At 72.8% G+C, this 11,597-nt stretch carries 10 protein-coding genes; 5 read left to right on the forward strand and 5 right to left on the reverse strand.

Annotation, left to right across the window (positions count from 1 at the left end):
- The first annotated feature begins 154 nt into the window (after positions 1 to 154).
- Together WME75_RS17795 and WME75_RS17800 are read left to right on the forward strand one after the other, a co-directional pair.
- Positions 155 to 1,879, forward strand: coding sequence for a protein kinase domain-containing protein (locus WME75_RS17795; RefSeq protein WP_437492328.1), 1,725 nt, complete (start codon positions 155 to 157; stop codon positions 1,877 to 1,879).
- Positions 1,880 to 1,907: 28 nt separating this feature from the next.
- Positions 1,908 to 2,729, forward strand: coding sequence for a hypothetical protein (locus WME75_RS17800; RefSeq protein ID WP_437492330.1), 822 nt, complete (start codon positions 1,908 to 1,910; stop codon positions 2,727 to 2,729).
- 53 nt (positions 2,730 to 2,782) lie between these two features.
- Here WME75_RS17800 and WME75_RS17805 read toward each other — a convergent pair whose 3' ends face one another.
- Positions 2,783 to 4,108, reverse strand: coding sequence for a sigma 54-interacting transcriptional regulator (locus WME75_RS17805; RefSeq protein WP_437492332.1), 1,326 nt, complete (start codon positions 4,106 to 4,108; stop codon positions 2,783 to 2,785).
- 109 nt (positions 4,109 to 4,217) lie between these two features.
- Here WME75_RS17805 and WME75_RS17810 point away from each other — a divergent pair, with 109 nt between their 5' ends.
- Complete coding sequence (locus WME75_RS17810; protein WP_437492334.1) at positions 4,218 to 5,207, forward strand: diguanylate cyclase; 990 nt, start codon at positions 4,218 to 4,220, stop codon at positions 5,205 to 5,207.
- A complete protein-coding gene (locus tag WME75_RS17815) occupies positions 5,204 to 5,878 on the forward strand; it encodes an HD domain-containing protein (RefSeq protein ID WP_437492336.1) in 675 nt (224 codons plus the stop codon). The genes WME75_RS17810 and WME75_RS17815 overlap by 4 nt, the downstream gene beginning before the upstream one ends.
- Before the next feature lie 12 nt (positions 5,879 to 5,890).
- On the opposite strand, the gene WME75_RS17820 is transcribed toward WME75_RS17815, so the two are convergent.
- From WME75_RS17820 to WME75_RS17830, 3 genes are all read right to left on the reverse strand, one after another.
- Entirely contained in the window at positions 5,891 to 6,946 is a 1,056-nt protein-coding gene (locus WME75_RS17820) for a pectate lyase (RefSeq protein ID WP_437492338.1), read from the reverse strand.
- 437 nt (positions 6,947 to 7,383) lie between these two features.
- The gene (locus WME75_RS17825) at positions 7,384 to 8,490 is read right to left on the reverse strand and encodes a vWA domain-containing protein (protein ID WP_437492340.1); all 1,107 of its coding nucleotides are present in this window, start codon (positions 8,488 to 8,490) and stop codon (positions 7,384 to 7,386) included.
- Positions 8,491 to 8,606: 116 nt separating this feature from the next.
- Entirely contained in the window at positions 8,607 to 10,100 is a 1,494-nt protein-coding gene (locus WME75_RS17830; RefSeq protein WP_437492342.1) for a pectate lyase family protein, read from the reverse strand.
- Between the two features lie 433 nt (positions 10,101 to 10,533).
- Here WME75_RS17830 and WME75_RS17835 point away from each other — a divergent pair, with 433 nt between their 5' ends.
- The gene (locus WME75_RS17835; protein ID WP_437492344.1) at positions 10,534 to 10,677 is read left to right on the forward strand and encodes a hypothetical protein; all 144 of its coding nucleotides are present in this window, start codon (positions 10,534 to 10,536) and stop codon (positions 10,675 to 10,677) included.
- A 196-nt stretch (positions 10,678 to 10,873) separates the two neighbouring features.
- Here the strand turns inward: WME75_RS17835 and WME75_RS17840 are convergent, their stop codons facing one another.
- A complete protein-coding gene (locus tag WME75_RS17840) occupies positions 10,874 to 11,539 on the reverse strand; it encodes a hypothetical protein (RefSeq protein WP_437492345.1) in 666 nt (221 codons plus the stop codon).
- Positions 11,540 to 11,597: the final 58 nt, after the last annotated feature.

Consider the following 11,597-nt stretch of genomic DNA (forward strand, 5'->3'; position numbering starts at 1 on the left):
CGGCGAGCGCGACCTGCTCCAGGCGGAGGGTCACACCTCCTCCGCCTCTCGGTCGAGCGCCCGTTCCCCGCCGCTCGGCGTCATCTGCAGCTGAGCACGGGAGCGCATGTTACGATCCAGCAACGCTGCCGAGATGTTGTAGAACAGGGCAACGATGGCAACGGCTCAGGAGCGCGAGGGCAGGACCCTCGATCGATACACGCTCCACGGCGTGATCGCGTCCGGGGGAATGGCGTCCGTCCACTTCGGGCGGCTCGTCGGTGCCCATGGCTTTGCCCGTACCGTCGCGATCAAGCGGCTGCACCCGCAGTTCGCCAGGGACCCCGAGTTCTCCTCGATGCTCCTCGACGAGGCGCGGCTCGCGGTGCGCATCCGCCACCCGAACGTCGTCACCACGCTCGACAGCGTGCAGGCCGACGGCGAGCTCTTCGTGGTCATGGAGTACATCGCGGGCGAGGCGCTCTCGAGCCTGCTGCGCGAGGCCGGCAGGCGAGGGGTCCAGGTGCCGCGGCCGGTCGGCTCGGCCATCATCGCCGGCGCGCTCGCTGGCCTGCACGCGGCGCACGAGGCGACCGACGAGGGCGGCGCCGCGCTCCAGATCGTCCACCGCGACGTGTCGCCGCAGAACATCCTGGTCGGCGAGGACGGGATCTCGCGCGTGCTCGATTTCGGCATCGCGCGCGCGGCGGTGCGGAGCCAGGTGAGCCGCGCCGGGCAGCTCAAGGGCAAGCTCTGCTACATGGCGCCCGAGCAGCTGCGCGGAGCGCCGCTGACTCGCCGTGCCGACATCTACGCCGCCTCGGTGGTTCTGTGGGAGGTCCTCACCGGGCGGCGGCTGTTCACGGGAGAGTGCGACGCGGAGATCTTCGGGCGGGTCCTCGAGGGGGTCGTCCAGCCGCCGAGCGCGTACGGCGACGTGCCGAAGGCGCTCGACGCGGTGGTGCTCCGGGGCCTCGACAAGGATCCCGAGCGGCGTTACGCGACCGCGCTGGAGATGGCGGCCACCCTGGAGGAGGTGCTGCCGCCGGCGAGCGCGCGCGTGGTCGGGGCGTGGGTCGAGGCGACGGCGGGGACGCTCCTCGAGGCGCGGGCGAAGAGCCTCGCCGCCATCGAGACGTCGCAGCGGCGCGCGGTGCCGGCGCCGGCGCCGTCGAGGCCCGCCGCCGCGGAGCACGCGCCGCTGCGGGAGGTCGACACGCGCCCGGCGCTGCCGTCCAGCAACCGCGCGCGCGCGCAGCGGGCCGCGGTGACGGTCGCGACGATGACGAGGACGGTCGAGGACATGGCGCGGCCCCTGGCGTCCGCCCTCGCGACGCCGATCGTCGCGGCGGGGCCGGCGCGGCGGGCGAGCGCGCAGCTCGTCCGCGCCTCCACGCTGGCGATCGGGGCCGCCGCGCTGGTGCTCGCGCTGGCCGTCGGCAGGGGCTGCGGCGCGCGTCCGGAGCTCGCGCCGGCCGAGCACGCCAGCGTCGGCGAGTCCTCGCCGCCCGCCGTCGCCTCGGCACCGGGGAGGCCCGCCGCGGGCGCGGCCGTCCCGGAGGGCTCCACGGCCGTCCAGGAGGGCTCCACGGCCGTCCAGGAGGGCTCCACGGCCGTCCCGGAGGGCTCCGTGGCCGTCCCGGAGGGCTCCGCGGCCGTCCCGGAGGGCTCCACGGCCGTCCAGGAGGCGCCCGCCGCCAGCGCGGCCGCGCGGGCGCCTGCGGCCTCCTTGAACGCCGCCGCGGAGCCGAAGCCGGTCGCGCGCGGGGCCGCGCCGGAGCGCGCTGCGGGCGTGCGCGCCGCGACCCCCGCGCGCAGCGCGCGGCCGCGCTCGCGCTGCGTGCCCCCCTACTACCTGGACGGCAGCGGCATCCGTCGGATCAAGCGTGAGTGCTTGTGAACGACGGGAGCGTGTAGCTTACGCGACGATGAAACGGGGCCTCCTCGTCGCCTTCGCCGCGGCGGTCACGCTGCTCACGAGCGCGCGCGCGCGCGCTCAGGGCGTGGGCGAGACGTGCGCAGCGTCGTACGAGCAAGCGCAGCAGCTCTTGCGCGACCGCGCGCTGCTGCGCGCCCGGTCCGAGCTCCGCGTCTGCGTGAGCTCGTGCCCGGCGATGCTCGCCCGCGACTGCCAGAGCTGGAGCGAGGGGGTCGAGCGCGACATGCCCAGCGTCGCGCTGTCGGCCACGTCCGCCGAGGGCCGCGCGCCGGGCCGCGTGCGCGTGCTCCTCGACGGCGCGCCGCTCGTCGAGGCGCTCCCGAGGGATCCCATCGAGGTCGATCCCGGGCGCCACACGCTGACCTTCGAGGACGCGGCCGGGACGCGCGTCGCCACCGTGGTCACGGTGTCGCCGGGCGACAAGGCGCTGCCGATCGCGGTGCGCTTCCCCGCGGCGGCGCCGCCGGGCGCCGGGGCCGGCACCGCCGCGCCGGTGCGGCAGCGCTGGCCGCTCGTGCTCGCCGGCGCCGGCGCGGTCGGTCTCGGCGTGGGCGCGTTCCTCGGCATCAAGGGGCACCTCGACCGGAGCGAGCTCCGCAGCAGGTGCGCGCCCGGGTGTACGGCGGACGAGGTCGAGGCGATCGATCTCGCGTGGAAGGCCGGCGGGATCTCCGCGGGCGTGGGCCTCCTCGCGGCCTCCGTGGGCGCGATGCTGTACTTCCAGCTCGACCCGGTCGTCCCCGCCGCGCCGGTCGCGGGCTTCTCCTTCTCGCCCGAGGGTCCCGGGCTCTCGCTCCGCGGCTCGTTCTGACGCCGCGCCGCGCGCCCTGAGCGCCGCGCCGTGTGCGCGCGCCGCCCGGCCTGTCAGCCCTTGCTGCGGATGCCGTAGCGCTCCATCAGCCGGTGGACGAGCTGCCGGGAGACGCCCATCGACGCGGCGGCCCGCGCGACGTTGCCGCCGTTGTCTCGGAGCTTCATGGCGATGAAGGTCTGCTCGAACTGCTCGACGACCATGTCGCGCGCCTCGCGGAGCGGCAGCGCGGCGAACTGGCCGACGCCCGTGTCGGTGGGCCGCGGCGCCACCTTGACGATCGCCTCCTCGGCGAGGTGAGGGAAGAGCACGAGGCGCGCGACCGTGTTGCGGAGCTCGCGCACGTTGCCCGGCCAGTGGTGCCCGCGGAGGAGCTCCAGCGCGTTCGGGGGAAGGTCGGCGAGCGAGCGCGGGGGCACCTGCGCCGCGAGGAAGCGCTCGACGAGCAGCGGGATGTCCTCCTTGCGCTCGCGCAGCGGGGGCACGACGGACTCGACGACAGCGAGCCGGTAGTAGAGGTCCTCGCGGAACGTGCCCGACGCGATGCGGCCCTGGAGGTCGCGGTGCGTGGCGGCGATGACGCGGGCGTCGAAGGACGTGTACGCGGCGGCGCCGATGCGGCGCACCTGGCGGGCCTCGAGGGCGCGCAGGAGCTTCGGCTGGAGATCGAGCGGGAGCTCGCCGATCTCGTCGAGGAAGAGCGTGCCGCCGCTCGCCTCCTCGAGCAGGCCGGCGCGCGCGGTCTGGGCGCCCGTGAACGCGCCCTTCATGTAGCCGAAGAGCTCGGCCTCGATGAGGTTGGGGGCGACCGCGCTGCAGTCGAACACGACGAACGGGCCGCCGCCGCGCGGGCTCGCCTCGTGGATCGCGCGGGCGAGGACCTCCTTGCCGGTGCCGGACTCGCCGAGGAGGAGGAGGGTCTCCGACGTGGCCGCGGCGCGCTCCAGGCGGGCGAAGAGCGCGCGCATGGGGACGCTGCTGCCGAGGGCCTCGCCGAAGCTGGCCGAGGTGGAGAGCGGGACGACGACCGGGGCGCCGCCGACGCGCACGGTGAGGGGGACGCCGCCTAGGGAGGCGACGGCGCTCGGGGTGAGGAAGCCCTCGATGATCAGCACGTCGTTGATGAACGTGCCGTTCTTGCTGCCGAGGTCGGTGAGGACGACGCCGCGCGGCGTGAGCCGGAGCTGGCCATGGCGGCGCGACACCCGGGAGTCGGGGATGACGACATCGCACTCGCCGCTCGTGCCGAGGACGAGCGGCGCGACGCCGAGGGTCGCCTCGATCGGGGGGCCCTTCTGTGGGGTGACGAGGACGCGCAGGTCCGGGAGCTCGACCGCGTCGCTGCGGAGGGTCGTGATCGTCCGGGTGAGGTCGTGCATTGAACGGGCGGGGAGGGAGAGGGCAGCATCTCCGAATTCAGCGCGGATTTCCAGCGCGCGGTGCGTCCCGGGCGCTGGACGGCTCCGCTGCCGGGCTATCCTCACGGGGATGCCCGAGTTCACGCCGTCGGAGACCAAGACCCTGTCCCACTGCGTCGCCCGCTTCACGGACGCGTTCCGCCGCGACGTCGCCGACGTGATCCGGCAGGAGTTCCGCGGCTACGAGCCGCCGGAGGTGACGGAGCTCATCGGGCAGCTGAGCCTCCTCGGCCGGCAGCTCGAGCTGCGCCAGCCGCAGGTGCAGATCCACGACACGCAGGGCCCGCTGCTCAAGCGCATCCTGATAAGCCTCCGGCGCGACAGCGCCACGGCGATCGAGGAGCCGCTGCAGAAGGCCGTGAACGCCGACACGATCCGGCACCTCAGGCGCGAGGTCCACGGGCTGGAGCAGCTGATGGCCGCGCCGTGGTTCGGGGCCACACGCGCGCTCCAGGTGCCGCAGCTGACGGACTACATGTCGATCCGGCACGCCGAGGCCGTGCTGCCGGAGGCGCCGCCGCTGCGGCCGCGCGAGTACGACGAGAAGTTCCACATCCTCGAGGCGCCCGGGCTCTTCCTGCCGGATCTGTCGCACTACCGGGCGCGCTGCGCGCTGCGCGGCGCCGCGATCGCCGTGGCGTTCATCGACATCGACGACTTCAAGGCGTTCAACGTGCAGCACACCGAGACCGCGGTCGATCTGCACGTGCTCCCGCCCTTGATGGAGAGCATCGAGGCGCAGGTCTTCGCGCACGGGCACGCGTACCGGTTCGGCGGCGACGAGTACATGATCACGCTGCCGAACGCGACGCGCGCGTGGGCGGTGGAGTTCCTGCGCGCGCTGCAGGAGCGGCTCGCTCGCCGTCGCTACCGCCGCATCGAGCGGTCGCTGACGGTCTCGGCCGGGCTGTGCGTCGCCGACGTCGACTGCTTCCTGACGGATCGCGAGATCCAGGGGCGCGCCAACCTGGCCAAGAACCACGCGAAGGTCATCGAGAAGGGGCGCATCGCGACGTACGACGGGGAGCGGTTCCGCCCCGAGGACCTGGTGCTCGTGTGAGGCCGGACGGCGCTTCCGGGGAGGGCGAGGCGCGCGCCGACGGGGACGCGGTGGATGCGCCGCCGGAGGCGCCGGACGGGCTGGTCCTGCCCGAGCCGCTGTGGCGCGCGGTGCGCGCGGCGTACGGCGAGCCCGGGCGCGCGTACCACGACCTCGACCACGTGCGCGAGGTGCTCCGCCGGGTGGACGAGGTCGGCCGCGACGTCGGCTGGGGGAGGCCGCGCGAGGTGTTCCTGGCCGCGCTCTTCCACGACGCCGTGTACGCGCCCGGCCGCCGCGACAACGAGGCGCGCAGCGCCGAGCTGGCGCGCGACGCGGTGGCGCGGTGGCTGCCGGGCGAGGGGCTCGACGAGGACCTCATCGCGCGGCTCATCCTGCTCACCGCGCGCCACGGATCGCTCGGGCCGGCCGACGTCGGCGAGGACGAGGCGCTGTTCCTCGACTGCGACATGGCGATCCTGGGCAGCGACGCGGCGGCGTTCGACGCGTACGACCGGGCGATCGCCGCGGAGTACTGCGCCGTGCCGCCCGAGCTCTACGCCGCGGGCCGGCGGAGCTTCTTCGAGAGGCTGCTCGCGGCGGAGCACATCTTCCTCTCGCCGTATTTCCGGGAGCGCCTCGAGGCGCTCGCCCGCGACAACCTGCGCCGGAAGCTCGGCGCGGGCGCGTAGCGGGCTCGGCGCTCACCAGCTCTTGATGTCGCTCTTGCTCACGCGGCACGTGTCGGTGTTCCACTGGCTCGCGCCGCCGTGGAGCTTCTCCGACTCGCCCATGTGATCGGTGACGGCCCGGTACTCCTGGCAGATCTTCGGCTTGTCGTCCTCCTCGTCGTATCCCCCCTTGACGTAGAGGTTCGTGATCGTGACCGTGTCTCTGTAGTTCTGGTTCGCGCCCGCGATCGTCGTCTTCACGCCGTCCACCCGGACGTTGTCGATGATCAGGTTGCGCGGGCCGCCGTTGGCGGTGCAATCGCCGCAGGAGCGCCAGAGCTTCCCGAAATCGGCGATGTACGAGTTCGTGACGATGGTCGTGGAGCCGCCCTTGGCGTTGTGCTGGAAGATCTTGTCGGCGGAGTGCAGGGCGATCGAGCTGTTGATGCGCATCGTCGCGCCGTCGACGCTGTTGGTCGCCGCGTCCTCGCAGACGTCCTCCCAGTAGACGTGATCGAGCGTGCAGTCGCCCTTGCAGACGATGCCGTTGCCGCCGGGGAGCCCGCCCGCGATGATGAGGTTCTTGACGGTCACGCCGTCCTCGACCTCGAACACCGTCTTCTGGCCCTCTCCGTCGTCGCAGTCGGCGGTGTTGTTCACGCCGATCTTCTGGTTGTTGAAGTCGTAGACGTTCTGGCCGCCGTTGGCGGCGTTCTTCAGCACCGTCGTCGAGGTCCTGATCTCGCCGCCGCCGTTCGTGGGCGCCGGGATCTCCGTCGGGATCTCGTTGCCGAGCGGCTCCTCGCCGCCCGCGCCGCCCGCGCCGCTGCTCGTGCTGCTCGCGGCCGTGCTGCTCGTGGTGCCGCCGCCGGTGCCGCTCGCGGCGCTCGTGCTCGTGGTCGTGCTGCTCGAGCTGCCGCCGCCGGCGCCGGTCGCGGCGCTCGTGCTTCCGCTGGTCGCGACGGTGCTGCTGCTCGAGCTGCTGCCCCCCTCGCCGCCGTCGTCCGGCGTCGCCGCGTCGTCCGAACAGCCGAGCTGGGAAGCTCCGGCGGCGCCGATCACGAGCAGCAAAGTGAAAGCTGACTTCATTCCGAATCTCATCTCGCTACCTCTCGTTCTGGATTCACGATGGACGACCCGCGGCCCGGAAGCGCCTGCACGACGCCTGCCGGCGCCGTCGATTCCTCGACGCAACCCCGTCGAGGGGGCAACCACGAACCCACGCCTCACGTCGTTCAGCTGGCCTCTGCGTCGAGGTGAATGCAAGCGGCGATCCAGGATCGCGCGGCGGCACGTCGGGCCGCCGCGCGGACGTGTGTTGCGGTCGACGTGTCAACGCGAGGTCGACACCGGTTGACGATCGCGGTTGACGCGCAGGGGCTCCGCGCACGGGCCGATCGCGCTCCCGCCGCACGGGAACAGCGCGCCATGCTCCGGGGGAGGGCGCCCCCAGGGCGGCGGCGATTTCCCCCATCGGATCCGCGCGCCGGCCGAGCACGGCGCCCGGCCGGCGCGCGCACGGCAGCTCAGAAGATCGGGTCGTCCTTGCAGCCGAAGATCACCTTGACGGAGCCGGCGCCGCTGCTCGCCACCTGCTCGCACGCGGAGCCATACAGCTTGATCGTCATCATGTCGGGCCCCGTATAGTTCCAGCCGTCCGCGCCCGTGGTGTCCTGCGCGACCGCTTGTTCCCCCACGAACACGCCGACGTGGTCCGGGTTCGGCGGCGGCGCGCTCAGCGGGAACAGGCAGGTCGAGACCTCTCCCGTGATCGTCATCAGCGACGTCACGAGCTGGTCCTTCGTGGCCGCGAGGTAGAACTTGGGCGCGAGCGGATCCGGGTCCTGGCGCGGTTCGAGCCCCGCGACGGCGAGGCCGTCGAGGGTCTCGATCTTGCTCGAGCTTGCTGCGATCCCGATCACGAACGTGTGGAAGCCGGCGGCGGCCGCGTTCGTTATCGCCTGCACGGCGAACTCGTCCGAGTCGCTCTTGGGGCACGACGGGTCTCCGTCCGTCGCGAGCAGGATGTACTTGGGGTCGTCGCTCTGGATCGACTGCAGGTACTCGACCGCCGTGCTGATGGCATCCCCTGTCGGCGTGCCGTCGCCTTCGGCGGTTGTGCTGGAGATCGCCTGGTTCACCGTGGACGCGTTGTTCGTCGCGATCGGGATCAGGATGTCGCTCGGGAAGCTCTCCGCGCTGCAGCTGCCCGCCCTGTCTCCCTGGGGAAACACCTTCAGGCCCCAGGAGGCGGACGGGTTGGTCGCCGTGATGACCTCCTGCAAGGCGGGCACGACGATGTCCCATTTCGACGGTGTCCCCTCGTCTCCGTTCGGATCGTCCAGCATCGACGCCGAGCGATCGAGGACCAGCAGGAGGCTGGCCGGCTTGCGCTCGACGTTGAAGTTCTGCCGCCCGCAGTCCACGTTTTCGCCGGTACCGTCGTCGGGGCTGCTGAAGTCTCCGGGCATGCCGCCCGGGCCCTCCGTCCCGTCGCCGTAGCCGGGGCCGCCGCCGGAGCCCGGCCCGCCGGCGCCCGGCTCGCCGCTGCTGCCGTCGCCTTCGTTGCTCGACGCACAGCCTGATAGCGCTGCCAACATGACGACGGAACAGATCCATGATGCTTTCAGCATGCTGCCTCCTGTAAGCGGAATCCTGGTGATGTCATCGCGAGCACCGCGCCGGCGCCTGCTCTCCACGAGCAGCGGCCTCGCCCAGCGGGCCTCGGCGACAGGGCGGGCGACGCCCGCTACTCGAGCTCGCCGGCGAGACGCTCGAGCCATCCTTCGATGTCCTCGGCCGGGACCTCCAGCGACCGCGAGGTCGGCTCTGCCGTCGGGTAGCCCCCCACCTCGTCCTGGCTGTTCACGAACATGCCGCCTCCGGACAGGAAGTCTGCGACGATGCGCAGATCGACCTCGTCGCGGTCTCTGGGCCTCGCGCCCGCGTTCGCGAGCACCGAGTCCACGACCGACGCTGCGGGGAGCGCCACGAGGCCCTCGGGCCACACGGGCTTCTCGGGGAGGATGACGATCGCCGGGGAGGCGATAAGCACCGCTGCGCCGAGGGCATCCACGGCGATGTTGTCCTCGAGGTAGGCGGATCCCAGCGAGTTGGTGTCCACCAGCGGGAGTCCAGGCTTCGTGTTGACGCCGTGCCGCATGTAGTTGCCGACGATGCTGACCCTGGGGGGCTCCGGCGTGACGCCCGAGCTCTCCCACTCCCTGAGGACGGGGCCGAGCCGCATGGCCCACCTGCCGGGGTTGTAGACGACGTTGTTCACGATCGCCCCGGTCGCGAACCCCTTGTACCAGGGGTTTCGCTCGTTGTTGTGGGCGTAGAGATTGCCGACGACGGTGACGTCGGTGCAGTGGTCGTGCACGAGGGTGCCCATGGAGTGGGAGCCCTTCTCGTGGACGGATTCGAGGAGCCCCTCGGCGATGATGTTGTTGCTGAGGGTGACGCGGCGCGATGTGCCGGTGGGGCCGTCGAAGCGGGGGCCCGAGACCGATAGGTTCTCGTCGACGCCCCACGCCACCGAGCAGTGGTCGATCACGATGTTGTACGCCGAGGCGCCATCCGTCGTGACGTCGGGCTCGAACCCCGACGCCGGCGCAGCCCCGGCGTCGCCCATCCGGAAGCGGAGGTGCTCGATCCGCACGTCGTGCGTGCTGATCCTCATCCCGCCGCGGATCAGCGTGATGCCCGGCGAGGGGGCTGTCTGGCCGGCGACCGTGACGAAGGGCTCGGTGATGTTGAGGCGGGCCCTGTGGAGATCGATGATCCCGCCGACCTCGAACACGATGGTGCGCGGCCCGGGCGTCTCGATCGCCTCGCGCAGCGAGCCCGGGCCGTCCGCGTCGAGGTTCGTCACCTTGAGGACCATGCCTACCTCCCCGACGGGCCCCGAACCGCCCGAGCCGCCCGAGCCTGTGGTGGCTGAACCGTCCGCGCCGCCGGCCCCGCCCTGGCCGCCCGAGGTCGCGCCGCCGCCCTGGCCGCCCGAGGTCGCGCCGCCGCCCTGGCCGCCCGAGGTCGCGCCGCCGCCCTGGCCGCCCGCACCTGCGCCAGCGGCGCCGCCTTGAGCGCCCGCGCTCGCAGCGCTGCCGTGGCTGCCCGCGCCCGGAGCGCCGCCGCCCTGCCCGGCCGCCTCATCGCTCGGCCCGGGCGCGCTTGCTGCGCCCGTGCAGCCTGCCAGGACCGCGCTACCGAGGAAGACGAACGAGAGAACAGCGGCTTTCATGCAACAACCCCTTTCGAATTGACCCACTCCACCCGCGCGCTCAGGCGCCGAACTCGCGCGGACGACAACAGCGCACCGCGGCTGACCGTCGCTGCGCGATGCACGCGCGCCCCGGCATGGCGCCCTGTGCATCGCGGAGTCCGGGCCACGCGTGAGGTGCCGGTCGACGAACCTGGCCGGCGCCGCGCCTTGCCCGCGAGCAGCGCGATAAGCAATTACGAGGCCGCCCTCTCGAAGCCGCCTGCCGGCGGTCACTCCGGCCCGCAGGAAGCCGCGTTGCGCTCGCGTCGTGAAAACCCTTGTCGCAGCGCGCCGTGGCGACGCCGAGTCAACCACTGGTTGACGTGCTTGACGAAATCGACGCACCACGTGTCAACCGCACGTTGATCAGCAGCCACCGGCGGGAGCTCCAGCGGCGCCTTGTGGACAGCCCGTGACGACATCGCTGCGCGCCACCGGGCCAGCGGGGACGCGCGGCACGGCGTTCGGCCCTGTCGCGATGTACTCCTACACCGCGGACCCGACGGAGAACGTTCCGGCGCTGGTCAAGAGCTACGCCGGGGCCGGGCGGATCTGAAGGCGCGCGGCGGAGCGGCGCCCGCCGACGACTCCATCCCACGCTCGTCCCTGCCGGCGCCGGCGTGCTGACCGGCGAGGCGTACTGACCTGACGGTCGCCGCTCTCCTCGCCGGAACGACGGTTCGCGCCTGGCATCGGTGCGCAGATTGGCGGTGGCCGGCGGCGACCGGCGACGAAACCGATGTGCCCGGCGCTCACCCCTTCCAGCCGGGCGGCGGCTTGGCGAAGCCGGTCTCGGCGGGGAAGGGGCTGGCGGTCTCGCGCTGGTGGAGCCCGTCCACGTCGATCCCGAGCGCCCGCAGCCCCTCGCGCTGCTCGTAGCGGATCACCAGCACGGCGGCGGGCTTCGGCGTCGCCCGGTCGAACTGCGTCGACGTGATGCGCGACTCGCGCCGCTCGCCGAAGGTCGTGCCCAGCCCCTTCGGCGCCGCGGGCGCCGGCACGAAGCCCGGGGCCGGGGCCGGCGGAGCAGCGGGCGCCGGCGGGCCGTACCCCCCCGGAAGCGGCGCCGGCGCGCGCACCGCGGCCGGCGGCGGCGGCCCGCCGAACGCCGGCGGAGGCGGCGGCGTGAAGGGGGGTGGAGGAGGCGGGGGCGGCGGCGCCAGCTCCTCGAACACCGCCAGGCCGAGGACACCCACGTTGCGGGGTTTGCCGATCTTCGCGGCGTACGACTGCTCGATGCTCCCGAACCGGAACGTCGCGACCTCGGCGTCGCTGATGCGGAACCCGGTGAACTCGAACGAGTCATGCGGCCTGATCACGATGCCTCGCAGGTCGAACGAGGCGTCCTTGCCGCTCTGCACGTCGAGCCCGTCGACCGAGGGCAACACCTCCACGCGCCCGCCCGTCAGGTTCCGCACGCTCAGCGCATAGCGCTGGCCAGACCGCCCCTCGACGTACGTCGTGTCGCGGTGAACC

The organism is Sorangium sp. So ce1014 (genome assembly GCF_051521505.1).
Taxonomy (GTDB): domain Bacteria; phylum Myxococcota_A; class Polyangia; order Polyangiales; family Polyangiaceae; genus Sorangium.